Annotated in this window: 20 protein-coding genes and 1 riboswitch; of the genes, 14 read left to right on the forward strand and 6 right to left on the reverse strand. The window is 35.4% G+C overall.

All coding sequences use genetic code 11. The features are described from left to right. Nucleotides 1-432: 432 nt before the first annotated feature. The 3 genes from DS745_RS09220 to DS745_RS09230 form a co-directional block, all read right to left on the reverse strand. Entirely contained in the window at nucleotides 433-807 is a 375-nt protein-coding gene (locus tag DS745_RS09220) for a hypothetical protein (protein WP_129077965.1), read from the reverse strand. Nucleotides 808-961: 154 nt separating this feature from the next. Next, nucleotides 962-2,803, reverse strand: coding sequence for a bifunctional diguanylate cyclase/phosphohydrolase (locus DS745_RS09225; protein ID WP_421721810.1), 1,842 nt, complete (start codon nucleotides 2,801-2,803; stop codon nucleotides 962-964). A gap of 147 nt (nucleotides 2,804-2,950) precedes the next feature. Next, nucleotides 2,951-3,535: a DUF5317 domain-containing protein gene (locus DS745_RS09230; RefSeq protein ID WP_129077966.1), complete on the reverse strand. Its 585-nt coding sequence runs from the start codon at nucleotides 3,533-3,535 to the stop codon at nucleotides 2,951-2,953. Nucleotides 3,536-3,942: 407 nt separating this feature from the next. Between DS745_RS09230 and DS745_RS09235 the strand changes: the two genes are divergently transcribed. The 3 genes from DS745_RS09235 (at nucleotide 3,943) to DS745_RS25145 (ending at nucleotide 9,923) form a co-directional block, all read left to right on the forward strand. Next, nucleotides 3,943-7,866, forward strand: coding sequence for a M14 family metallopeptidase (locus DS745_RS09235; RefSeq protein WP_129077967.1), 3,924 nt, complete (start codon nucleotides 3,943-3,945; stop codon nucleotides 7,864-7,866). A gap of 733 nt (nucleotides 7,867-8,599) precedes the next feature. After that, complete coding sequence (locus DS745_RS25140; protein WP_241657772.1) at nucleotides 8,600-9,379, forward strand: reverse transcriptase domain-containing protein; 780 nt, start codon at nucleotides 8,600-8,602, stop codon at nucleotides 9,377-9,379. 199 nt (nucleotides 9,380-9,578) lie between these two features. Further along, a complete protein-coding gene (locus DS745_RS25145) occupies nucleotides 9,579-9,923 on the forward strand; it encodes a group II intron maturase-specific domain-containing protein (RefSeq protein ID WP_241657773.1) in 345 nt (114 codons plus the stop codon). 328 nt (nucleotides 9,924-10,251) lie between these two features. Here the strand turns inward: DS745_RS25145 and DS745_RS09245 are convergent, their stop codons facing one another. Beyond that, nucleotides 10,252-11,124 (reverse strand): IS4 family transposase, encoded by an 873-nt coding sequence (locus DS745_RS09245; RefSeq protein ID WP_161568221.1) that lies wholly within the window; start codon nucleotides 11,122-11,124, stop codon nucleotides 10,252-10,254. A gap of 580 nt (nucleotides 11,125-11,704) precedes the next feature. Then, on the reverse strand, nucleotides 11,705-11,908 hold the full coding sequence (locus DS745_RS09250; protein WP_129077969.1) for a hypothetical protein: 204 nt from the start codon (nucleotides 11,906-11,908) through the stop codon (nucleotides 11,705-11,707). Between the two features lie 245 nt (nucleotides 11,909-12,153). Continuing rightward, nucleotides 12,154-12,242, forward strand: a riboswitch (cyclic di-GMP riboswitch). A gap of 41 nt (nucleotides 12,243-12,283) precedes the next feature. Between DS745_RS09250 and DS745_RS25370 the strand changes: the two genes are divergently transcribed. Continuing rightward, complete coding sequence (locus DS745_RS25370) at nucleotides 12,284-12,409, forward strand: hypothetical protein (RefSeq protein ID WP_277750913.1); 126 nt, start codon at nucleotides 12,284-12,286, stop codon at nucleotides 12,407-12,409. A gap of 357 nt (nucleotides 12,410-12,766) precedes the next feature. On the opposite strand, the gene DS745_RS09255 is transcribed toward DS745_RS25370, so the two are convergent. Beyond that, nucleotides 12,767-13,372 carry a hypothetical protein gene (locus DS745_RS09255; RefSeq protein WP_129077970.1) on the reverse strand — a complete coding sequence of 202 codons (606 nt, stop codon included), beginning with the start codon at nucleotides 13,370-13,372 and terminating at the stop codon, nucleotides 12,767-12,769. 156 nt (nucleotides 13,373-13,528) lie between these two features. Here DS745_RS09255 and DS745_RS09260 point away from each other — a divergent pair, with 156 nt between their 5' ends. The 10 genes from DS745_RS09260 (at nucleotide 13,529) to DS745_RS09305 (ending at nucleotide 26,291) form a co-directional block, all read left to right on the forward strand. After that, nucleotides 13,529-14,749, forward strand: a complete 1,221-nt coding sequence (locus DS745_RS09260; protein ID WP_129077971.1) for a glycosyltransferase family 4 protein — start codon at nucleotides 13,529-13,531, stop codon at nucleotides 14,747-14,749. Next, on the forward strand, nucleotides 14,746-16,014 hold the full coding sequence (locus tag DS745_RS09265) for a glycosyltransferase (protein ID WP_129077972.1): 1,269 nt from the start codon (nucleotides 14,746-14,748) through the stop codon (nucleotides 16,012-16,014). Before DS745_RS09260 ends, DS745_RS09265 begins: the two co-directional genes overlap by 4 nt. Next, entirely contained in the window at nucleotides 16,014-16,238 is a 225-nt protein-coding gene (locus DS745_RS09270; protein ID WP_241657774.1) for a hypothetical protein, read from the forward strand. The genes DS745_RS09265 and DS745_RS09270 overlap by 1 nt, the downstream gene beginning before the upstream one ends. Beyond that, entirely contained in the window at nucleotides 16,225-18,555 is a 2,331-nt protein-coding gene (locus DS745_RS09275) for a glycosyltransferase family protein (RefSeq protein WP_129077973.1), read from the forward strand. Before DS745_RS09270 ends, DS745_RS09275 begins: the two co-directional genes overlap by 14 nt. Before the next feature lie 15 nt (nucleotides 18,556-18,570). Then, nucleotides 18,571-20,556: a hypothetical protein gene (locus DS745_RS09280; protein WP_129077974.1), complete on the forward strand. Its 1,986-nt coding sequence runs from the start codon at nucleotides 18,571-18,573 to the stop codon at nucleotides 20,554-20,556. A 15-nt stretch (nucleotides 20,557-20,571) separates the two neighbouring features. Then, entirely contained in the window at nucleotides 20,572-21,855 is a 1,284-nt protein-coding gene (locus DS745_RS09285; protein WP_129077975.1) for a nucleotide sugar dehydrogenase, read from the forward strand. Then, the gene (locus DS745_RS09290; protein ID WP_129077976.1) at nucleotides 21,852-22,655 is read left to right on the forward strand and encodes an ABC transporter permease; all 804 of its coding nucleotides are present in this window, start codon (nucleotides 21,852-21,854) and stop codon (nucleotides 22,653-22,655) included. The genes DS745_RS09285 and DS745_RS09290 overlap by 4 nt, the downstream gene beginning before the upstream one ends. A 17-nt stretch (nucleotides 22,656-22,672) precedes the next feature. Then, complete coding sequence (locus tag DS745_RS09295; protein WP_129077977.1) at nucleotides 22,673-23,572, forward strand: ABC transporter ATP-binding protein; 900 nt, start codon at nucleotides 22,673-22,675, stop codon at nucleotides 23,570-23,572. Between the two features lie 253 nt (nucleotides 23,573-23,825). Then, a complete protein-coding gene (locus DS745_RS09300) occupies nucleotides 23,826-25,070 on the forward strand; it encodes a cytochrome c3 family protein (RefSeq protein ID WP_129077978.1) in 1,245 nt (414 codons plus the stop codon). Between the two features lie 30 nt (nucleotides 25,071-25,100). Then, nucleotides 25,101-26,291: a cytochrome c3 family protein gene (locus DS745_RS09305; protein WP_129077979.1), complete on the forward strand. Its 1,191-nt coding sequence runs from the start codon at nucleotides 25,101-25,103 to the stop codon at nucleotides 26,289-26,291. The last annotated feature ends 11 nt before the right edge of the window (nucleotides 26,292-26,302 follow it).

The raw sequence follows: 26,302 nt of genomic DNA on the forward strand, positions 1-26,302 counted from the left end.
TAATTGAAGGGGCTGACAACCATGATGTATCTATTAAAAAGATTAAGTGTTATTTGGCACACAATTCAAAAAAATTATAACTATACCCTCTATCATGATTGTCTAGATCCTTTAATGAAAACAAAACTCTTCCAAAGAGTCGAATTTCATAATAGTAAGCTACAAAAAAAGTAACGAGGCAAAATTCGGCCCGAGTGAATTCGCAAAATTGCTCTAAAAATAACCAGATAGTTAGTAAAAGAGGCTGGAACAAAACAAAGTGTCAGACACCGCTAGGCACCGAATATAGACATATGATATATCTGTCAGTCTATACTTAGTAGGATCCGCGTGGTGTCAGAAATTTTTGTCCCAGCCTCTTTTATTTTTCGTTGCAGTCTGCAGCTCTTGTAATACATACCATAGCCATTCACCAAAGTATTAGTTCTACTTCTATTTTAGATCATTTGCTTTGTGCAGCGTACGTTTAACTTCTCTACTCAACTTATATCCGGCTTTGTTTCTAATTTGTCTCACTCTTCCTGGACCTACACCTAACCATTCTCCCAGTTCTTTTAACGATGAACACTTCTCATCGCATACGCCATATAATTGGTCTAAAATGCTTATTTCCTTTTCTGTTAAGAGATATTTCAGATCATTATAGATTGAGAGGAATCTTTTTCTTTCATGAGACTCTACGTCCTTTAATATTTTTGCATAAGGTGGACGTCCATACAGATTTGGTTTATAGTTTGGACTGTATTCTGATCCAATCATATCCCAAAAGAAAATAGCGTCATTTATATTAATGCTTGTTTTTGGCACAAATTGTCCTACTTTCATTTGATTTTGCTTTCTTATCGATCCATTGAAATACCTTATCTTTGCTTACATTAGCTCAAACGAAGAGCGTCAATTCTTTTTGAATTAACGCTCTTCGTTTAATAAATAAGATTTTTAAAAAGTGCACCAGGTATAGTTAGAAATTGGTTACTTTCTCTTTTGTTATACTATTTTCAGTAAACTTTAAAGGATATAGTTCTCTAACCATTTCGATAAAGGCTGGCACATAGTTTGGATCAAATTGCTTTCCAGCACATTGTTTCAGCTCTTCAATAGCCTCGTCGAAAGTCTTTGTTTTTTGATAAGGTCTTTCAGTCGTCATTGCATCAAAAGAATCGATAATACATAATATTCTCGCAAGTTTTGGTGTACTCTCACCCTGCAGCCCATATGGGTAACCTCTACCATCATAACGTTCATGGTGAAGCTCTACTAAAGGAATAAGGTCATGTAGGTCCTTATTTGTAGCGACTATTTCTTTCCCCCATGTAACATGTTTTTTAATGATTTCCCATTCAAAAGGCTCTAATTTCCCTTTTTTATTAATAATGTCCCGAGGTATTTCTAGTTTTCCAATGTCGTGAATGAGTGCACCGGAGATTAATAACTTTTTTTCGTAGTCACTTAAGTTTAGTTTGTAAGCAAAGTCTCTGGCATATTGATACACTCGTCGACTATGTTGATATGTATACACATCTTTATAAAGAAATATTTTTACTTGTTGCTCTAAGAGCTCAAGTTCTTTTTCGTGTTCCAGTATTGTCAGAGAGATATTTTTACTGTCATAAGGTTGACAATTGTTTTTTCCTTGTGCTTTCGCAAAGTACATTGCTTGATCAGCTCTGTCAATTAGTTCGTTGATACTGTAAATTCCTTTTTCGTACTCAACAACCCCGCCAGAAAAAGATAAGCAGCGGTGTGGCAATATCTCTACTCCATTAAAATAAGAGTCATTAACTTGCTTTCTTAAAGTATTAAGGAATTTTAGCGCAGTTGAACGGTCAACGTCCTTCATAATAATGACAAACTCTTCGCCACCATACCTTGCAACAAAAAAATTATTTTCTTTACAGCCTTCACTTAAGAGATTTCCAATATACTTTAATAGATCGTCTCCTGCTAGGTGACCGTAATAATCATTGTATTTTTTAAAGTCATCTATATCGATAAGTGCTAGACTGAGCTTTAAGTTGTCGTTATTTTTTAGATGGTTAGTAAGTACTTCTTTAAAATAGCTATGATTATAGAGGCCTGTTAACAAGTCTGTATTGGCTTTTTTAGCTACCTTTTCATACAGATTGTAGTATTGTTTAAAAGCAACGGAAAGCAGACCGACTACACCTGTAAAGAGAACCAAGCCGAATTTATCATGTGAAACAATCAAGATTGCCAAAACTACTGACATTACTAAAGTACACAAATATCCAAATAGCGTTTCAGAGACGATAGTCTTAAACACTTTGAAAACATTTGAAGAGGATGCTAAATAGAAGTAAGACCCTACTAGAAATACATTAATGGTATAGTAGGCAATTAGAGTAATTACATAGATATATATCTTTTCTAGCTGAACAGAACCAACTTCCCCACCAATTAATATAAATGTATAGTAAGCTCCAATCGTCATAATAGAATAATTGGTAAAATTTAATAAATGTTTCCACCACTTAATCTTTGGATTTAAAAGGGCAAAAGCTATATTACCAATTAATAAAACAGCTAACGTGGTTTCAACCCCAAAGATAAATGTTGATGCCAAGTAGACCCCTGATTCCATTGTAAGTGCATTTCCTTTTGGGGGAAGAATGATTTTACAATTTATTAAAAAGATAATAGAAAGGACTAGGTAAATAAATATTGTCCAATCAGTAATTGCTTTAATTGTAAAATCAATATGGAGAAGAAAACTTATAAGCCCAAAAATAACAATAAAAATAATATACAGATTGACTCTCGTTAGTTTAATCAAGAAGATCACACTCTTATAATAAAATTTTTAGGGAGCATTTCTGCTCCCCAACTTTTGAAAATATTAGAAAATCCTAAATCCTGAAGTGAATGTAATAATAAGTGAGCCAATAATAACGAGATTAACAATAGTCATTTTAATCTTTTGCTTGTCCATTTAATTCACCTCCTTTTTTAATACAGGGTGGGAAATCTTTGTTAATTTATGTTTAAGCATTAGTTGTTGAATGAAGAAAAATATCCCTATATTCATGAAAATATCCCCAATACTAATAACTTGACTTTTGGGGTAGGGATTTGTGATTGGGATAATATCACCGAGAAAAGCTAGTTTTGTAGATTCTGTTAGTAACATGTGTTTTCCGTAGACGTCATTTAGTAACACATCAATATAATAAGGGTCCAGTATTATAGCTGCTTCCATAGAAACTGGCATTCTTCCTCCATTAATAGCCATTACTAAGAAATTAAGAAATACTCCTGCTAAGATAAGTAGAAAACCACAATGTTTGCGATTTAGCCATAAGAAATACATCCCGCAAAGATAGATAGTAATGAATAAATAGCCACTAATATTTGTAATTAATGCAAATTTAGATTGGAGAAGATAGATCGTTAATTGAATGATTAAAAGTAAAGGGAATATGTAACCACCCTTTAGCTTTATTTCAGCAATGCCTCGTAAACTACCTTTTCTAAGAAAACCTATAATTATTGAAATTAATATACCATCAAAGACCATGAATACACCTACAATACAGACTTTTTTACAAATTCGATGAATATTCTAGCTATTCCAACATATTTTACCAATTTATTAGTGCCTTTACAACAGTTAAATTTACATAGGACTAAAGACTTAAACTTAATGTTACTTTTGTAATGAATGTTTCTTTTCAATGTATAAAAATCCATCAAAAATGATGTAAAATTGCTAGGGGTTAATAGAAACATTGAAAAAATTAAAAGGGTAGAAATTTATAAATATTGAACAGTATGTGGTTGATTTTAAGTTATTTATAAGTATTGATGCAAGGTAAAGTATTTTTATAAAAATACTTTTCAAATTGTGAAAATCCTGTTACATTATATTTTGTTAGATTAATATACATACTAACTTATATTTATAAATGAAAGGAAGAAAGAGGAATGAAACGTTTTTATTCATTGTTGTTAGCGATTTTATTGGTTTTTTCAACAGTTTCACCACTAGCGGTCTTCGCGAATGAGACAATTGTTGAACAGGAGGTATTGGAGTTACAGGTAAGTCGTTCCGTATTTTCAATCACTGAAGTGAGAACTGTAGAGGTTGAAGTTGACCTTGGGGAAGTTGTTGACATAGATAATTTCCAGTGGCAATTTGGTGGAAAAAGCCTTTCAGAATGGAAAAAGAGAAATAGTAATGAGTCTTTTATTAAAGAAATTGAGCCTTTACGTTATGTTGAAGGTACTACAATTATTAAAGGGAAATTAGAGTTTGGATTACCATATAACACTACTAATCTCTCAAATAGAACAATTCGAGTACTGTATCCTGCATTAATAGGAAATTATGAACTAGCAATTGTTAATACTGTTGAAGCTATAAAAGCAGCTACAACTGTTAAGTTAAATGTGTATGATGAATTCCATTTTTATGAAGAGTTGAAACCAGCCATTGAAAGTATTTTTGTTAAAGCAGCAAACGACGAAGCGAATACTCGTTATCTTGAATATCAAAACGTAGGTCATTCAGTTGAAGGAAGAGATATTCACTTCGTTATATTAGCGCGAGATAAAGGTGCTGTGGATAAATATTTAAATGAAACTTTACCATTAGCGTTAGAAAATCCAGCACATTTACTTGAAAAGTTACAATCGGGAACAATGGGAGATTACCAGGTTCCAATTTGGTTTAATAATATTCACCCAGATGAAGTAGAAGGCGTGGATGCACAAGTAGAGCTGTTAGAAAAATTTGCACTACAAAAAGAAGTTACATTTAACAAGGATAATGAAACTCCAGTAACACTGAATGTCGATGAAACTCTTGATCATGTGATCTACTTATTTATGTTCACAAGTAATCCTGATGGAAGAGTGGCGAACACACGGGCCAATGCTAATGGATTTGACTTAAATCGTGACAATACGTACCAAACGCAGGTAGAAACTATCCAAGTAAATGAAGTGATTGCTCGTTGGACACCACTTTCTTTTCTTGACTTACATGGATATGTAAATGGATTTTTAATTGAACCTGCGACACCACCGCATAACCCGAATTTTGAGTACGATTTACTGTATCACGGTTTAATTGGACAAGCTCATGCAATTGGGAAAGCAGGAGTTGCAAATTCCAGTCTTACCTCTTACTTTATTCCAAAACTTAGTTGGGATAGTGGTTGGGATGATATGACGCCAGCCTATACAGCCATATATTCAATGCTTCATGGTTCACTTGGTCATACAATTGAAGTCCCAACTCTAAGTCAGGACTCTTATTATGCTATGGTAGGAACTGGGCTAGGGGCTACAAAATATGTACTTGATAACAAAGATCAATTATTTAAGAACCAATTAGAAATTTTTAAACGTGGTGTCGACGGAAATGATAACCGTGCTGTTGATGGATATTTCGTAAACGCAGCTAAGGATCCGATTGGTCGTGTCAGAGGTGACAACGAGAGCTTTTTCCCTCATTATTATGTGTTGCCTACGGCAGTGAATCAACAAAAGAATATTTTAGAAGTATACAATACTGTAAACTATTTACTTCGTAACGGAGTAAAAGTTGAGCAAACGAATACCTCTGTTGCAGTTAACGGAAAAACGTATCCTGCAGGAACGTATATCGTTCCAATGAATCAAGCGAAACGCGGCTTTGCGAATGCTGTTCTTTATAAGGGTGATAATGTATCAGATTGGGGTGCCATGTATGATCCGATTGTTGTTAACTTCCCAGCTCTTAGAGGCTTTGATCAGGATGAGGTCCGTGTCGCAAGTACTTTTGCTGGTAAGACAACGGTAGTTAAAACGGTATCTATTCCAGCTAGTCCGGTAATCCAAGGTTCGTCTAAGCAAGTACTTGCTAACAGCAACAATGATACTGTAAAACTAGTAAATGAACTTTTAGCAAATGGCAAAGTAGTAGAATTAATAGTAGAAGATAAGGCTGGTTTACAAAAAGGAGATTTTGTAGTTGAAACAAAAGATATTCTTCCGTTTGTAACAAAATTTGTCTTTGAAGCTAAGCCACTTGTAATTACTGAAGCTGTAAAAACAATAAAGTTAGATCAGCCGAAAGTTGCTGGTGTTGGTTCAGCCCAAAGTAGATTTTCTTTAAATGAGTTAGGATTTTCATTAGTAACTGTGGATAACGCAGACGTTCTTGTTGATGATGCAGGAGTGTTGAATGTAGCCCAGTTATCTGGGAAAACCTATATCGGGTTAGGTGTAAGAGCTCTAAACGTCGTGAAAAATAGAGCGATTTTACCAGGATTTGATTTTAAATTTACAAATGTTAGTCATGAAGGGCTTATCAAAGCAGAAGTATTTGACCATCAATTAACTTCTGGTTATCAAAGCGAAGAACTTCTTTATGTTACTACAGGTGGTTGGATTAACGCTATTCCTGAGGGAGCAGAAGTGTTAGCGAAAATTAGTAGTGACGATGATTTTTATGTTGCAGGTTGGTGGCCAGGCCATAGTGGTGCAAAAGGTCAAACTTTAGCATTTACGAAAGAGTTAGAGGATGCAAGAGTTACTCTTTTTGCAAACGATTTAGCATTCAGAGGACATACGCAACATAGTTATCGTTTATTAGCGAATAGTATTTTCAATGCAGTTGGGACTGAGTCTGAGGTTTTACCTGAACCAACTCCGGGACCAGTAGTAAATACTCCTCAAGTTTCACCAGTAGTTGGTGGCAAGATTGTAGTTGGTTCTAATAATCTGGTAGTTGAGAAGAATGGTAACAAAACAACTGTAACTGTTAACGGTCCAGCTTTAGTTCAAGCTGCAGCATCATCAGAGAAGGTTTCTACGTTAGTGGTAAATATAGAACAAAAATTGAACGAAGAAGTAGTGGTTGTTTTTGAAGGGAATACGATCAGTGATTTGCTAAAAACAAATCCAGAATTAAAGCTAGAAGTACAATCACAAATAGCGTCTTACATATTACCTTTAGCAGAAGTAAATATGGACGCTTTAAAATCTCAACTTGCTGTTGATGGGAATGCGGTGAAACTTACAATTGAAATGGAAGTTGAAAAAGCTGAACCTATTAAATCTGCTGTTTCCAATGTGGTAGAGTATAAGGTTCTTGCATCTGCTGGAGAGACAACTGTTGAACTTAACAAATTTGCTTCGTATGTAGAGCGTTCAATTGTTGGTGACTCAGATTTCAACGAAAAAAATTCCATCGCAGTTCGCGTAAATACAGATGGAACCTATACGCCAGTCCCAACTACATTCAGTGGGAACGTAGCTATTTTTAGAAGTAAGACAAACAGTCAATACGTTGTCGTAGAGAACGTAGTTTCATTCTCAGATGTAACAAAAGGATGGGCAAAGGCTGATATCGAGACTTTGGCTTCTAAACAAATCATTAAAGGATTTACTAATGGTACATTTAAGCCAAATGAGCATGTGACGAGAATTCAATTAGCTGCACTATTGGTACGTGCTCTTGGATTAGAAGCTAGTAGTACGAGCTACAATGGACAGTTTAAAGATGTTCAAGGTAATGAGTGGTTCGCGGGAGAATTAATGGCTGCGCATGAAGCAGGACTTGTTTTAGGGACACATGAAGGTAACTTCCTTCCAAACAAAGTCGTGACACGTGAAGAAGCTGCTACTATGGTCACTCGTGCGATTAATTTTGTTAACAATCAAAAGGTCACAGCACCTACTTCGGTTACTAGCTTTAAGGACGCTCAGCAAATTGCGCCTTGGGCAAGTGAGAGTGTTGTGAGATTAGCTGAACTACAAATTGTTGTTGGATATAAGGATGGCACGTTTAAACCAAAAGCTACACTATCAAGAGCTGAAGCAGCAACGGTTATTCAACGTTTATTGAAAGAACTCTGGTAGATGGCAGCATGAAACAACCAACAAAGGTGAACTTTGTTGGTTGTTTTTTTCGGTTAAAAACTGCGCGAGTATGAGAAAAACAAGTTTTCCCCGTGGGTCCTCTTGAACCACCATTGAGAGGACACCAGTTCCGTTATTTTTGCCAAAATGGCCGTTTTTAGAAATTAGCGGACACAGAGGCGCTTATTTTGTGGATTTCGGCTGTTTTTGACCCAGAAAAAGGTGGAACGTATGTCCGGAGCGACCGAGCAAGGTTGCGTAATTTAGCAGGTGGAACTCCTGCTTGGTAAGACTCTAACCAAGTCGCCAATAGCGAGTCTTGGACTCACGGGGGTAACCGACGTGGGTTAAGCGTAGACAGCCAGGTAGTAGGCCTGAAAGTGATTGAGCCCCGAAATTAGTTCAAATTTAGAGAGGCCGACAGTGTCGGACAACTGGAAGGCAATATCTTATGTTACCGATATGGTGAGGAACATAAAACTCTCTCGGGGTCGAAGAGCCAGGCATGCTTCACAATGATTACGTGGCAACTCGGGATATCCTATATGTTCTTTCTTCACTTGAAGAGAGTATGGTTGAACAAGCGATACAAAGTAAGGAAACCAAATGACTATAGGAAGTCGGATGACTGTATAGTACCAATGAATGCGGGTAACTCTGCACGAGGAAAGACAGTCACCTGAACATTACCCTAACAAGGGACACATTTACTACACTCGGAGGTAGAAGTAGAATGGAAACAAAACTTATTAGGATAGCAGAATTAGCTAAGGAAGATCCACAATTAAAATTCACCTCTTTAGCACACCTTTTAGATCACGAATTTCTGAAAAGCTGCCATCAAGAACTACCAAGTAATAAAGCCACAGGAACTAACGGTACAACGAAAGAAGATTACAGTGAGAAAGTGGATGAAAACCTAACAGATCTGATTACACGAATGAAAACGAAAAGCTACCAACCAGTTCCTGTTAGAAGGACTTATATCCCAAAAGAAAAGAACAAGAAGAGACCTTTAGGTATCCCAGAACATGAAGACAAAATTGTTCAGAAAGGGATGGCAAAGATCTTAAATACAATCTATGAAAGTGATTTTCTAGACTGTTCTTTTGGATTTCGCCCAAGTAGAAACTGTCATGATGCGCTAAAGATCTTAAATGTGTATATTGAGGAACGGAAAATTAGTTACATCGTAGATGTTGATATCAAAGGATTTTTTGATAACGTAGACCACCATTGGATGATGAAGTTTTTAGAACATCGTATTGCAGACCCAAGCTTCCTACGTATAATCGGTAGATTTCTTAAAGGTGGTTATATGGAACAAGGGAAATACTTTAAGACGGACAGAGGGACTCCTCAAGGGGGTATCATCTCGCCAATTCTCGCGAATATTTACTTACATTATGTACTCGATTTGTGGTTTGAAGTACATGTGAAGAAACATTGTAAAGGACAGGCTTACCTTGTTCGTTATGCCGATGATTGTGTGCTGGTTCCAATACAAGAATGAGGCGGAACAATTCTATGACGTGCTAAAACTACGTTTAGCCAAATTCAATTTAGAAATAGCAGAGAACAAAACGAAAATAATTCCTTTTGGGAGATTTGCGACTAGTAACTGTAAAGATAAAGGTATAAGCAAACCTCCAATATTCGATTTCTTGGGTTTTACGCACTATTGTGGCAAGAGCAAGCAAGGAAAGTTTAGAGTGAAACGTAAAACAAGCAAGAAAAAGATGCAGGCGAAACTAAAGGAAAGCAAAGAATGGTTTAAAACCAATCGACATCAGAATATGGTGGAGCTTATTGACCGACTCAGACGCTCTTTAAATGGATATTACAATTACTATTGTATTACTGATAACACAAACAATGTAGCTAAATTCGTAAGAGAAATTGTGAAACAGTTCTTTAAATGGATGAACCGCCGTAGTCAAAGGAAATCATTTACGTGGGAAAAGTTTCACCTACTACTCAGGAAATTCCCACTACCTAAACCTAAAGTTAAAGTTAACATTTATGATTTAAGAGATCACATTAGCTATATTTTGTGAATGATGTTTAGGAAGAGCCGTGTGCGTTAATTGCGCCCGCACGGATCTGTGAGGGGGTAGGGTCACAATCCTGAGAGGAGAGGACCCATCCTACTCGACTAAAAATTGAAAAAGGCCGTTTTTTCGAGAAATAACGGAACCTATGTCACTAGCGTTGCAAATAAGCTCACATAGGTAAGTAAGACAATAGATTAAATGAAACAGGGATATCACAATTGATATCCCTGTTTATTATAAATAAGTATATTTTTTCCAATTGGTTTCAACCTATAAAATAAAAAAACGGTGGAGGTTTTCTGTTCAACTCCCGTTATCCATATTTTGTAAGTTATCTTTTGAAATACTTTGCTGTTTTTGAACGTTTTTCTCCAACTGGCTTTACATATGCTACTCCACCATCGTTAAGTAACTCTGGACTTCGTGGTAGCTGGCTTTTTTTCCTTCCTTTTGAGGCTCGTTGCGGCTCTCTATGTAACACCTTCCAAAACGTGTCCCATGAACGTTCGCTGTAAATTCGAAGAAGTTCCAATACTCGCCAAGTGGATTTCTTGGTCTGCTCCATAATTTGAACATATAATGCGAGACAATAAGCCGTCATAGCGAAGAATATCTGGTTCCATATACCTTGCGGTTTAGTACTTTGGAGTTTAACTACACGAAGGTGTAGTTTTAACCATTTGAAAAATAATTCAATAACCCAACGGTTTCTATATAACTCAGCTACCTCATCTGCACTTAAATCCCAACGATTCGTCACAATTCTGTACAAACGACTTTCCTCATCTTTAAATCCTACTAATCGAACGAAATTCCTCATTTGAGTTTGTTTCGTACCCAAGACTACTCTAGCATCAATAATTACTTTTTCGCTGGCGGTATTGTAAATTTCCAGGATGTTTGCTTTATTCTGGTCATTGATGAGCATCGCAAAGGAAATACCCTTGTCTAACCACTCATCCATTTTTCCATAGTCAACATAACCTCGATCAAATAAATACGTCGCTTCTGGATCTGTCACCAGTTCCATAACCACTTCCCGTTCATCCACATTTCCGGTAGATGGAATGACTTTATCGGGAAAAGCTTCGTCTGGAGAGGCCACGACAAGCCTAGTATGAAATTTTACTTGATTTCGGTTCTGCGTGACATAAGCCCAATTTCCAAATGTAGGGCCCAAATGGATGCATGATCCGTCTATCACATGGAGCTTTCCTAATCTCGGGTGTCCTGTTTTAAATTCTGGCGTCATGAAGTTTCATAGCAGCCATTAAAAACAGGCCTTGAGCAAATGTGGAAGGTAGCGAGTTCATGCGACGTGAAATTTGTGAACCGCTAATCTCTGAAACACCAAACAATTTTTTCGAAGCTTTTCTAGCTCGAATTTGTTCCTCTATTTCAGCGTAAGATTTCCATTTCCCAAGTTGGCTAGCGACACATATCCTCATTAGATTAGGAGTAGTTAGTTTTTTTACTCCCCAGTCCAGAAAAGCAGATGAAAAAGAATCGAAAGGTAATAAAGATAAGCATTTACTTAATACGTTTTGGTTTGATATACTATCGTTATTAATGAAAAAATCTCCTTATTTTAGAAGTCACGAATAACGTGGGTTGAAGCTTCTAGAATAGGAGATTTTTTTTGTTTTGTACAGGAAATAAATATAAGTTAACTACTAAAGTCTCTCCTGTGGAAACATTTGCAATGCTAGTGAACCTATGTCCGGAACGAATTAAACCTCCTGTTAGCTAACTTGTTGCAGAAAAAAATTCTAACGTCAAGATTGCTACTCTTTTACCGTGACAACTGTATAACTAACTCCATCCTCTGCAGCCCCGTTGATTTCAACCAAATTTCCATATTGGTCAAGAAGGGTAGCCTTTCCATCCATTACTGCCCTGAAATAGTCCTCATTAAATTTTAATAAACCGTGCTTCAATTTTGCTCCATGAAAGAGTTCAATTACTTTATTATTAATTGAAATTTGCAAATAGGTCGTCCTCCTGTAAACATACTTTTTTTGTTTATGTTAGCTAATAATATTCCCTTTTACAACAATTGTATATGACATTCATACAGATAGATAAGTATAAGGGGAAAGAGGAAATAATTTATTTAACTGGATTGACATCAATAGTAGACGCCCTTTTCTAACTTTTGAACAATTTACCATGTTTAAATAGTAGTATTTACCCATAATTTTTCGACGAGAATCGACTATAATTTACATTATCAAATGAAAAAAGGCAAAGCCATTGAAAAGTGGTGACGCAAAGCTATAGGGATTTCGTTGGGTAACACCAACAAATCAGCCAGTTGCCAAAATTGGCCTCCCTTGCGGAAAAAGATAGATGGAGGAAAGATTATGTATTTAACTTATGAAGAAGTCGATAAGAAAAGAAGACGTAATAAGATGCTAGTAAAAGTTTTTTTAGTAGGAGTTGCTGTTAGTGTACCAGTAGCTGTGTCTTTACTAGTGAGTATGTTATAAAACCAGAAAGAGCCGATCAAATCTACGGGATTTGATTGGCTCTTTTTAATTTTAACTAGTTAAAAAGTTTTCTTCGTTGCTGATTCCAAAGTTTTATGTAGAGGTCCTTATTCTCCTTGCAGATAAAGATTTTAATTCCAATTAACTTTAAGGGAGTAAAGATTTCTTTCATTTGTATTAGTGGCATATTTACTACTTCCCCTCTCGTTTTGTTAGTTATTACCATTATATACCACCATTAGTGTTATTTTAATAAAAAACATTCGATAATTAGTGACATTTTTCGCAGGAAAAAAGAACTAGTTAAGTGGGTGAAATAAAAGGAATTTCATGTTGAGAAATTCCTTTTAATGTTATTTAAAAATAATTTTTTACTTTTGAAAATAATGCTGTTTGTCTATCTTTTTTGGTCTGTTCGTATTCTGTTTTAAAATAGGTGACAGTTGCTTTATCATATCCGTGCTTTTCGAGGTCATTTTGCAGAGTAGTATAAAGAGAATAAAAAGCTTCATCGGATTGCGTTTCTAATGCTTTACCTGCTGTTTTATATTTGCCATAAAAATAGGGGAAAGAAATACTTTCTTTTTTCGCCTTCTTTTCTTTATATTCATTGTACGCGTGTTTTACTAGTTGATCTAATCGTTCGTTTGCTTGTGCCTCTAACTCTTCAAAAGAAGATAGATAGCTAGAAATAATGATTTCTAGGGTAGGGATAGTGGACGTATTACTTGTAGTGGAAACCTTATCTGAGCTTGTACTAGAATCACTATTTTCCGAGTTGACCAATGTCTGTTCATCAATAACAAAGATTGGGAGTTCAATTTCGAATTGGGAAGCTGTAAGTTTTGTTACCTCTTCATCAGCTACATCGTATTCTTTAACCTCAAATACATAATATAAATAACTAGCAATACTCACAAATATTAATAAAAAACCAATTAAAAAATAATATCTTTTCTTCATAGGACTGTCACCTTCTGCAATTAATATGTATCAATTTTAGCCTTATAATAACATATATATCGAATTTAAATGTTTGATATTTTGAACAATAAGAGAATAAAATAGCTAGCTCCAGAAATAATAGATGGCCAGAAAAAACGATTTTAAGAGGCAGATATGAAGAAACTATTAATTATTTCTCAAAATTTTTATCCGGAAATAGGCAGTGCTGGAAATCGGATGAAAAACATCTACAAGTTGCTACAGGCAAGATCTATACATGTGAGCGTTCTGACTACACACCCTACCTATCCTCATCATGATTTATACAAAGATGAGTGTTTTTGGGATGAACAAGGTTTAGGTGATGATCATGTGCAGCGTATCAATATTACTAATAGAAACAATTCAATAAGTATGTTTAACCGATTATTACAATATTTAGAAGTAGCATGTAAAATGATCTTATTTATTTTGAAAGATAAAGAGAGCTATGATGTTGTTTTCGTCACATCGCCACCGATTTTCATTGGAATTGTTGGAGCAGTTGCTAAAATTCGATATAATGCAAGATTCATATTAGATATCAGAGACTTATGGCCGGAATCTCTTAATGGTGTTGGTGTCTTAAATCATCCGATTATTCTTTTTGTCTTCCGCTTTGTGGAGAGGATAATATATCGAAATTCTGATGAAATCGTTGTTAACAGTAAAGGATTTATTGATAGTATCGTTAAAACTGGCTGGGTTCCACCTAAAAAATTATCCTATATCCCAAATGGGGCTTTAAAAAAGGAGTTAGCAATTCAATCCCATAATAAAAGTGACTTTCGAGTAGTATATGCAGGTAATTTAGGGATGGCCCAGGATCATCAGTTGCTGTTTGAACTGGCTAAAAGATTAGAAGAATACTCTATTTCACTTGTTTTAATAGGCTACGGAATTCATCAAAGTCATTTTGAAAAGCAAACGAAAGCATATCAATTAAAGAATATCTCCTTTATTAAGCCAAAAACTAGGGCCCGCTGTTTAGAGTTAATAGCCCAGTATAGTGTAGGTTTAGTGACTCTCCAATCAAAAGAAGTTTTTAGGACAGTACTTCCAGGCAAAATCATTGATTATATGACTTGCGGTTTGCCAATTGTAGCAGCAGTTTCAGGAAATGCAAAGAGTATCATCGATGTGGCGAAAGTTGGTTTTACATCTGAATCTAATAGCGTCGACGAAATGATGCAGTATATACTCTATCTTTTTAACAATCCAAAGATAAGAGAGCAATTCTCTCAGAATGGAACAGCCTATGTAAAAAAGCATTTTCTGTGGGAAGAGAATATTGAAACACTAGTAGAATTAATTGAGGGAGAAGCCGGACAACAGGAGAAGGTAGAGATCATATGAGGAAAAAAGTATGTATGTTTGTTTGGAACCATTTCACAAATGATGCTCGTGTGCTACGAGAGTGCACCACCTTATCTGCCAATGGGTTTGATGTAGATTTAATTTGCATCGGTGATAAGGGCTTACTGAATTATGAGGAACATAATTCACATTTTAAAGTATATCGAGTGAGAAGGTACCCAGTTTCTTTGCAACTGTTGCAAAAGGTTTATCGGGGCTTCGCTAAAAGGAAGCTTGTCGCGGTATTAGCACTAACATTATTAGCATATGTTTACCCATTAGGTCCATTACTGACATTATTGATACTTCTCCTAGTTAAGACGAAACTAAGCACTTTATGGATTAGAGGAAGTATTTTCACGAGGATGGTTGCTCGTGGGTTTTTAAAGAATTACAACTTTTATCATTCCAATGATCTTAATACACTTCCCCAAGGATTTGTATGCGCAAAGCTAAGATATAAGAAAAAACTGTTAATCTATGACTCTCACGAAGTACAAACTAGTCGAACAGGGTATGAAGGTGCTTTTCACGGAAAACTAGAAGCTTTTCTAATAAGAAAGGTTGACTCAATGATTGTGGAGAACCACACTCGTGCAAAGTATAATGAGGACCTGTACGGATTTTATCCACATGTTGTTCACAACTATCCTTTTAAACTTGATGATAAAATAGTGAAAAAAGCTTTTCTTCATCAAATTCTTGGTCTTCCAAAAGAAGAGAAAATCCTCCTCTATCAAGGAGGTATTCAAACTGGGCGTGGGTTAGATAAGTTAATTATGGCAGCCAGGCTGTTTAGGGAAGGGACGTTAGTTTTCATAGGTGATGGACGAATTAAGCCAGAGCTTATCAAACTGGTTAGAGAGATGAACCTAGAGAAAAAGGTCAAATTTCTCCCCAAGGTACCTCTAGAAGACTTACCTTCTTATACCCAAAATGCGTATCTAGGTTTTCAGGTCTTGAATAATGTCTGCTTTAATCATTTTTCAGCTTCCTCTAATAAATTATTTGAGTACATGATGAGCGGGGTGCCAGTGGTAGCCTGCAGCTTTCCGGAAATAAAGCATGTTGTTGAAGGAGAAAAAATAGGGCTTTGTATAGACTCTCATAATCATCTAGAGATTGCCCGAGCTGTAAATATACTGTTAGAACGTACTTACATACATGAAGAGATGAAGAGAAATTGCCTGTCTGTTCGGACTAAGTACAATTGGGAAGCGGAGCAAATTCAATTTTTAAACGTTTATCAAAGGACGGGAACGTGATGAGTGTTGATATGAAGGGAATTATTGAGGAAAATAGTCTACTAAAAAACGAGCTCTTAAAAACACTAGATGAGAAAGAAAAACTTGTGTTTTTATGTGAGGAATTATTAATTGAAAAACAAGATATTGAGAGGAAATATCGAAGCTTACGTAACTCGAAACTAGGTCGCTTGACGATTTGGTACTGGGAAAGGAGAAGGAAATTCAAAAATGGACCAAAATAAACTTAAGGATTTTCTATCTACTACTTTAGCTAATATCGCCGAGAAACGTACCTATATTGAGAGTTTGAATAACCTTTCAAAGATATCTGTCAAAGGGTTCTCCAAGGACTTTTTCATCGACAAGCCGATAAATATTCTTTTTCAATACAATCACCAAGTACTTACTCTAGACAATGAAAAGGTCTATTTATCTTTATTCGAGAAGACAACCAATTTTACCAAAAAACCCATTGAACCTAATTCAAAATTGTTTGGAAATGTTTTATTGGTTGATGCAGATTTTACTATCAAAAATAGTGTGACATGTATTCTATCAATTATATTTTATGACCAAGAACAACCAATGAAAACTTTTAAATTCCAGCATAAAGGTGATAGGTTGACTCAAAAAATACATTGTCCACAAAATTCTGTTTCATACCGTGTAGCTATTAAGTTAGAAGGAACTGGTCAGTTCCAAAATCAGAAGTTTGAAGTAGAACAGAGATTTGAAAGAGAAGCAGAAAATCAGCAAATTCATGCTCAATATGTAACAAACACTCAACTTTGTAAGAAGAGTAAAGTTGAAACGTTTAAAGCTGAGATTAAGAACTATAAATATTTTCGGAGACGACAGGAAAATGATTTGAAGCTTGCTGTCATTTTGGATGAATTTAGTTTTGACTGTTTTACGTATGATTGTCAAATAGTATCATTGACGAAAAGTAATTGGCAAAATGAGATACTTCATTTTCAACCAGATTTTCTTTTTGTTGAGTCAAGCTGGCAAGGAAATAAAGGTGAATGGGCATATGAGATTGCTAATTTACATGTCAATAAACACCGGACTTGTCTATTGGATTTAGTAACCTACTGTAAAGAAATAGGTTTACCAACGGTTTTTTGGGACAAAGAAGGCTTTGAAAACTATGAGTTTTTTAAAGAAGCTGCGAGTTACTTTGATTATATTTTCACAGCGGATGAAAATAATCTTGAACGTTTTCAAAGGAATGTAAAGCATCAACAAATTCATGTGTTACCTTTTGCTGCTCAGCCACAACTTCATAATCCAATTAATAAAAATAAAAATTTTCTTGGAGAAATAGCTTTTGCGGGTTCCTATTATTCAAACAAACATGACACTAGAAAGGGAGATATTGAAAATCTTATCAAACCTTCCTTAAGCCGTGAGATTCAAATTTTTGATCGGTACTTTGGAAAGGATCCTACTAAATATCCAAATAATCAATGGCCTAAACAGTATCAAGATAATATCGTTGGGCACCTAGATTACTCAGAAATGGTTGAAGCCTACAAGAACTTTGATATATTCCTAAATGTTAACTCCGTACAAAATAGTCGATATATGTTTGCAAGACGAGTCTATGAAATTCTTGCATCGAAAACATTCGTAATCTCGGGACCTTCTCTTGGCATTGAAGAATTTTTTAAGGGCTATGTTCCAATTTCTAGAGGAGAAGACGAAACGACAAAATTACTAAAACTTTATTTAAATAATCCACTAATTAGAAAAAAGATAGAGAAGCAAGGATTACGATATGTAATACAAAATCATACGTATAAACATAGATTACATACAATATGCCAAAAGATTGGCTTATTAAAAGAAATCGAGAATACACCCAAGGTCACAATCATTACGTCTACGCAACGGCAAGAATATATGGAAGCTTTATTTGAAAATATCAGCAACCAAACGTATGAACATTTCGAAGTAGTCATTATCTTAAATAAAAATACAATGAATTTTTCAGTTTGGCAAAAAAGGTTTGAATGCCTAGGAAAGCCTGTGAAGATCCTACAGATTGACGAGGGTAGGTCATTGGGTTACTGCTTAAACGAGGCTGTTAGAAACTCAACCGGTGAGGTTATTGCGAAGTTTGATGACGATGATTATTATGCGGCCAATTATTTACTAGACATGGTTCAGTCTATGGAATATTCCAATGCTGACATTGTTGGCAAGAGTAGTCACTATCTGTATTTTGAGGAAAGTCAATTACTAGCATTAAAAACGATAGGATCTGGGAGTGAACGGTATTCTAACTTCGTTGCAGGGGCAACGCTTGTTTTTACTCGTACTATTTTTGATAAACTGTGTGGTTTTTTAGATAAAAACCGAGGTGAAGATACTGACTTCCTAACACGTGCTAAGGAATTTGGAAGTATCATTTATTCGAATGATGAGTATAACTATTGCTGTTTGAGAAGAAAGAACAAAGCGAATCATACATGGCAAATAGGTGATGATGAATTACTTAGGATTTGTAAGTCTTCGATGTTTACAACGGATTATAAAACACCAGTTACGTTATAAGAAGGGGTACTACTTGTGAATATACTATATGTCTATAAACCTCTCATAGAAAAAGATACTGTTTACTATCATTGGAATTTTACTAGAAATCCAAACGTGTTTAAGAGAAATGAATTTTATATAAAGTATGATGGGCTTTTCATTGAAGATATTAACCTAGCCGCCTATTATGAAATCTTTTTAGGATTAATAATTCCTATTTTGAAGAGTTTGAATGATGATTTTTTAATCCTATTTCCTAAGGAGATACCTGAGGCAACCGTTGACTTTTGGCTAAGTATTAACGAAGCAACAAATATTACAGTTTTCCCGACGGTTAAGGAGAAAAGCTTACTATGGGGAGAACGGGTTGAGACTAAACAAATAGGAATATTACTTGGCGGAGGTAAAGATTCATTATTCGCCCTAAAGTTAAATGAAGAGTTATTCGGTAAAGAAAATCTTTTAGTGGTCTCGTTTGTTTTTCCAATTGATTATTCTATGAAAAATGACCTTGATATTCGAAGAGATTCATTTACACTAAAAAACGTCAAGGAAGCAGGTATAACTTCGCAAAAGATCTATACAGATTTTCGTAGCATTTTTTCAAATTATACGTATTTTAATACGCTTCATACACAGTTGTATTTTTTAATGAGCTATCCGCTTTATGTGAAATATAATCTTTCGTATCTTACCTATAGTTATGAGTTTACTCATTATTGGAACGTAAATTCTGATGGCGAACGTTTTTTTCATTTTAAAAAATCACGACCTGAGTTTGATCAGTTTCTTTCTAACTATATGTATTCTAGATTTGGAAAGCAGGTAACGATCTTCAATAGTAATTACTACTTATCAGAGACGTTAGCCTTTCAAATGATTCATGAAAGATATAAGGCTCTAAATGATTTAATGATGTGTGAAGCGAAAACTTCTGTGACGAAAAAATGGTGTGAAAAGTGCTACAAGTGCGGAGAATATGTTCTTTATTGTTTGAAAAATAAGTATGTGGATCAAAGTTTGAATTTTGATCATTTCCTAACGGAAAGTGAGTTTATAAAAAATATTATCCGAATTGTTGAAGATCAAACAGGTGCGCGTAATGAAGATGGAAATATCCATTGGTTTCAGGGGCTAATCTCGCCTATTCACTATATGTCTTTTTGTCATATCATTTATTCAATTGATTTAAATTATTGGAGGGACAAGCTTTCTCAAGAAGCAATAAGAAATTTAGGGAAGTTGATAGATTGGTTTGGTGCTAGGGATTATCGTATTCTTGACAGCTATTCACTTGAAGCGCTTCAAGCCCTTGAATTGCCATTTGAGAAAGAAATGATTAATATACTGGACCAACATACTACACCAGATGATTCTGAAGTTTTAGAAATACTCTACGGAAATAATTCGGTAAAAATAGATTACCGGTTACAGTATCCACTTAGTTTCATTAAGAATGCCACAAACAAAAATGACGTTGTTAGTAGTGAAATTATTCAAAAGTCGCTTCCTCAATTTCATACACGCTACGAAAGTCAGGTTGTTGCTCGAAATCTTGAAACTATGAATGAAATACCTTTTGAACAAAAGTATGACTATCGAGGAGTAAGCTTCTATATTAACAAGTCTGCTCCAGCTAAAGGGGATATGGTTGAGCTAACCTACTGCTTTAACAATCTTATAAAAGATAGATTTTACCATTTGCATGTAACTATTTTATCTCCATACACTTCGCCAATTTACAAAAATCGATTTAAGTATAAGATCTTACCTGATATGTGTGGTGGATTAGAAGAAGATATAGCCTTCTGGGATAAAGAGAATTCGATTCATTTATTCTTTCAATCAACATCAGAGGAGCATAAAATAACGATAAAAATAGAAACGCTATTTAATTGTGAACCCTGGAACTGGGGGAAAGCAGCTGAACTAATTATTAAAACACTAGATATTAACGAAATATCAAAAATAGAGAGAAACCACATTTCGTGGAGTAGCCCATTTTCAAAACAAATCTAGGGTGGGGGAGTTTACATGAGACTTTGTACGGTAGGTTTGGGATATATTGGTTTACCAACATCAATCATGTTTGCTAAACATGGAGTTCATGTATTGGGAGTAGATGTTAACCCGATAGTAGTAAATCTATTAAATGAAGGTAGAATTCATATTGAAGAACCAGGTTTGCAGCGGGAGTTATTAGAAGTCATTAATCAGAGGATGTTTCGCGCATCCCTAAATGTGGTGGAAGCAGATGTGTTTATCATTGCCGTACCAACACCGAATCAGCAAGATCAGTACAAATCTTGTGATCTATCATATGTATTATCAGCAGTTAAGGTTATATTACCATACCTACAAAAAGGGAATGTTGTTATTGTTGAGTCTACAATCGCTCCAAGAAGTATGGAGGATTTTATCCAACCGATAATAGAAGAGAAAACAGGTTATCTTGTTGGTCAAGATATTTTCCTAGTTCATTGCCCAGAACGTGTATTGCCAGGAAACATTCTCGATGAGCTCATTTACAATAATCGAATTGTGGGGGGAATTACTCCTGCGTGTTCAGAAGCAGGTGCTCGTGTTTATCGTACTTTTGTTCAAGGAGAGATTATAAAAACAAATGCTAAGACAGCAGAAATGTCAAAGCTTATGGAAAATACTTTCCGTGACGTAAACATTGCTTTAGCGAATGAGATGACAAAAATATGTCATGAGTTGCAGATTGATGCATTAGAGGTTATTCAGCTTGCAAATAAGCATCCGAGAGTTAATCTTCACAATCCGGGTCCAGGTGTAGGGGGACATTGCCTCGCAATAGATCCTTATTTTATTGTGTCAAAGGCACCAACTACCTCAAAGTTAATTCACCTTTCAAGAGAGATTAATAACTCCATGCCTCATTATGTAGTAGAGAAGGTTAATGAAATCATGAAACGTTGTAATGGGAAGGTAGTAACTATTTTTGGACTAACCTACAAAGGGAATGTAGATGATATTCGAGAAAGCCCAGCTATAGAAATCTATCATATTCTTAAAAATCAGGGTTCTTATGATATTCGTGCATATGATCCTCATATTGAAAACGAAATGGTTTATGGAGACATAGGACAATCTGTCAAAGGTTCTGATTTGATTTTGGTTTTAACTGATCATAGCGAGTTCAGGAACTTAAAGTATGAACTTTTAGGCACTATGACTACGAAAATTGTATTTGATACAAGGAATGTCGTTCAAAATTCTCATGAAGACTTTACGTATCTTAATTATGGAAATTTGCCAAAATTTCTATTAAGGCAAGAAACTGCGCTTGTATGAGATATGTCTTCAAAATTCTTCACGAACAGATGGCTAACTTTCATTTAATAAAGAGATTGACGATTTTTGAATTGAGAAGCATGTATCAAATGCATTATTTAGGTATCCTCTGGCAATTTATTAATCCACTATCACAAGTCATGGTGTTTTGGTTTGTCTTTGGAATTGGTATTCGAGGAGGACAACCCATAGGTGATGTCCCTTTTTTTGTGTGGCTAATTGCTGGTCTTATCCCTTGGTTTTTTATTAGTCCAGTGATTATTCAGGGCTCAAATAGTATTTATACGAAACTGAATTTTGTATCAAAGATGAAATTTCCGTTAAGTGTCATTCCGACGATCACCATTTTGAGGCATTCAATCCATTTTCTAATCATGTTTCTATTCCTGGGATTAATACTGGTATTAAACGAAATTTATTCAGGTATGTATCTTTTACAGTTACCCTATTACATTGCAGCGACGCTTATTTTTTTATTTTCTGTTACCTTGTTCTGCTCAACAATCTCTATCATTGTACGAGACTTTCAATTGGCTATACAGGCAATAATGAGAATGTTATTCTTTGTAACACCAATCATGTGGGATGCGAGTGGATTGTCAGAAAGGATGCAAGCTTTGTTAAAGTTAAATCCACTTTCCTATATTATTGATGGATTTAGGTATACATTATTGGGTCAGAGATGGTTCTTCGATGATCTTGTGTATACTGGCTATTTTTGGTCTATCACACTTCTCTTTTTATTTGTTGGTGCCATCTTTCATATAAGATTTAGGCATAGATTTGTTGATTATTTGTAGATGTGGAGGCTAATTTAATGGGACCAAAAGTAAAGTTCGTAGGAGTCTCTAAGAGCTACCAAATGTATAAGAGGCGATCGGACAGGGTGTTTGATTTATTCTGTTTTAAAAGAGAAAAACCAAGACATTTTTTTGCGTTAAAGGATGTTTCGTTTGAAGTTTATTCAGGAGAGTGTATTGGAGTTATAGGAATTAATGGAGCTGGTAAATCGACGCTCTCAAATGTATTGGCCAATATTATTTCGCCAACAACTGGAGACATGAACATCAACGGGCAAACATCATTAGTTGCCATCTCTGCAGGGTTAAATAATAGCCTAACAGGACGAGAGAATATTGAATTAAAATGTCTAATGTATGGACTTGATAAGGCAACTGTTAAAGAGATTACTCCAAAAATAATACAATTTGCCGATATTGGTAGTTTCTTAGAGCAGCCATTAAAAAATTATTCAAGTGGGATGAAATCGCGCTTAGGATTTGCAATTTCCATTTTTATTGAACCAGATATACTTGTTATTGATGAGGCACTTTCAGTAGGTGACCAAACTTTCAATTCGAAATGTATAGAAAAAATGAATGAATTTAAAGCATCAGGAAAAACCATTTTTTTTATAAGCCACTCGTTATCACAGGTTCGTTCATTTACAGATCGAGTTCTTTGGCTACATTATGGAGAAGTAAGGGAGTTTGGCAAAACAGCTGAGGTTCTAACTAACTACCAAACGTTTATTGAATGGTATAACAAACTAGGGGATCTGGAGAAACTCGAGCATAAAAATCATGCACATGAAAGGCAATTTATTGAACATCAACGTGTTTTCCAAAAGAGAATGAACTTTTCTACTTTCATACCAGTATTAATTCTAATGGTTTCTGCTATTTTTACTGGGCTATTCATGTTTCTATTGTCTTAACTAGTACCTTGTTTATCACTTGATAAACAAGGTACTTTTTTACTATGAGTAATTAACTATATTATTGCTATTTTCACTAATTCAACCATAGAAAAGGTTGCATTCACATACTTTTCAAACTTTCACACAAAAATACACAGTTCACCTTTTGTTCACCATTATTTTTTACATTGTTAGAGTATAGTTAGTTTGTAAGTAGTTGCTAACTAGAGTTTTTACATAGTTTAGTAGCTGAACGGGAGGCGAAAAAGCGATGGATAATGATGAAAAACTATCTGAGAGTCAAAGAGTTGGATTTGTGAGAAGATTGTGGATCCGTTTTAAAGAAATTAACTGGAAGGATCCCATAAATAAATGGAAGTTTTTATTTTTCCTAATCGTTACTTTCTTTGGAATTGCCTTTTCGACGTATGGTGTGTTAGCAGTAACCTCCACCCAAACTTTTTGCAACAGCTGTCATGAGATGGCTCCAGAAAATGTTACACATTTATCTACATCACACAGCGAAGTGAAATGTACGAAGTGTCATATAGAGCCAGGTCTCCCACAAACAATAAAAGGGAAAGTCATGGCACTAAAAGAGGTATACCGTCATGTGACTAGAACTCAGCCAAATCCTATTGCTGTGACACATACTGTCAACGATGTTGTTTGTTTAAGATGCCACTCTGAAAATCGGGATGTCACTCCGAACGGAGATTTAATCGTTGCCCACCAAAAACACATCCATAAAGAAATAGCCTGTGTAACTTGTCACAGTGGTGTAGCTCATGCTAAAACGGTTGAACGTGGCTTAAACACCCATGATCTTTACGATTACTGGGTGATGGATAACGCAAAAGCGTTGGTTACTAGTAAATATATTAACCCAAACATGGGGACATGTATTGACTGTCACGAGAAATACAATCAAGGGTTAGAGCCTTGGCGAGATAAAAATTATGCGTTAACAATACCACCGAATAAATTAGACGAAACATATGAAACTGTTCCTTCCAACGTGGTCCTCCGTGAGGTTAGTTCGCAAATTACGGATGTCGAGGTTTCGATGGAATGTGCGACATGTCATTCTGATATTGATACACCAAAAGATCATAATTATATAAATTGGAATAACAACCACGGAAAAACGGCATTGACAGAGTTAAATAAATGCGTAACTTGTCATGAAGAAGACAAATGGGTTAGAAGAGTTCAGCCACAAACAATGGAAGAATTACTAAAGGAAAATGGGCCTCATTTAGATTTCTACGTTCCAGATATATTTGTAGTTAAAAGTGAATCAAGAAAATTAGTATTTTGTTACACATGTCACAGTGAGCGACCTGAAGGGCATAAAACTAGCGATGAATGGCTTACAGGACATGCGAAATTCGCAGAAACTGAAGAACAAAAAAGAGAATGTTTTGTATGTCATGATACAGAAAAAGAAGAGAAACTAACGGCTCCAACGGATGTCTATTGTGAATATTGTCATCGGACTGGATTGAAAAAATAACGTAGTAGTTTTGAAGTGAGGTGGGAGAGCATGGATGATCACAGAAATGAAGAAAACCAACTGACGAATGAAAATAAGTATTGGAAGAGCCTAAAAAGGGTAAAAATAGCGACACTTTTAATAGCTGGAATCATTGTTCTTGCATTATCTTTAAACTTTGGTGTTCATGCGACTTCTACTTCACAATTTTGTTCAAGTTGTCACATGATGACCCCACAAGCTCTGACTTGGGAAGTGTCATCCCATAGCTCAGTTGAATGTAAAGATTGTCATGTGGCTCCTGGTATTGAAAATTTAGTAGATGCCAAGGTTGGCGGTCTCCGTGAATTGTATCACACTGTAACTGACAGTTATGTTGCGCCAATTCGAATGCCGAGTTTAATCCCTGATGAATCTTGCTTACGGTGTCACAATATGAGGACTAGAGATGTTTCCGCATCAGGAGATATTCTAATTGATCATCAAATCCATCAGGAAAAAGAAATAAAATGTGTGACCTGTCATGACGGTGTTGCCCACGGAAAGATTTCAGAAAAAAGGGTAACGTACAAAAGTGATTACGATCGTTGGAATACGAAGGTTGCTGAAAGATTTATGGCCGATAAGAAATATCAGCGTCCTAATATGGAAAAATGTATGGATTGTCATGAACTTCGTAATGCACCTTTAACCTGTGAGACGTGTCACTCAACAGAAATGCTTCCCGACGACCATCGCGAAGAACGGTTTAAAAAGGGGGAACACGGTTTAACGGCTTCGGAAAATCTGATGTATTGTGAGAGCTGTCACTCTTATATGTCAAAGAAAGTGATAAAGGAATTTCAAGAAAAGACTCACTATGAGAAGTATACTCAGCAAGATGCTAATGAAAAGAAGTTGACTGTTAAACAGTATGCTAAAACAAATACGTTTTGTATTGATTGTCATAGTGAGCGACCAACGAGTCATAAGAGCGCAACGTTTTTTTTGAAACATGGGAATAATGCCAACAAAGAGAGTGAAAATTGTTTTACATGTCATGATAATAGTAAATTTTCCGAATCGCCAGTGACTAAAGTGACTTGTGCTACGTGCCATCCAAGCAGTCACCAACGTGAATGGAAGGGAAAACATCCAATTCCAATTTCGAATACACAAAAATTCGATGAAACCTGCTTGAGTTGTCATGTAGAAACTACTTGTACAAAATGCCACACATATGGGAATAGAACCGAAGAATAAAGGAGGGGTCT

Origin of the sequence: Anaerobacillus alkaliphilus, assembly GCF_004116265.1 — a bacterium.
GTDB classification, from domain to species: domain Bacteria; phylum Bacillota; class Bacilli; order Bacillales; family Anaerobacillaceae; genus Anaerobacillus; species Anaerobacillus alkaliphilus.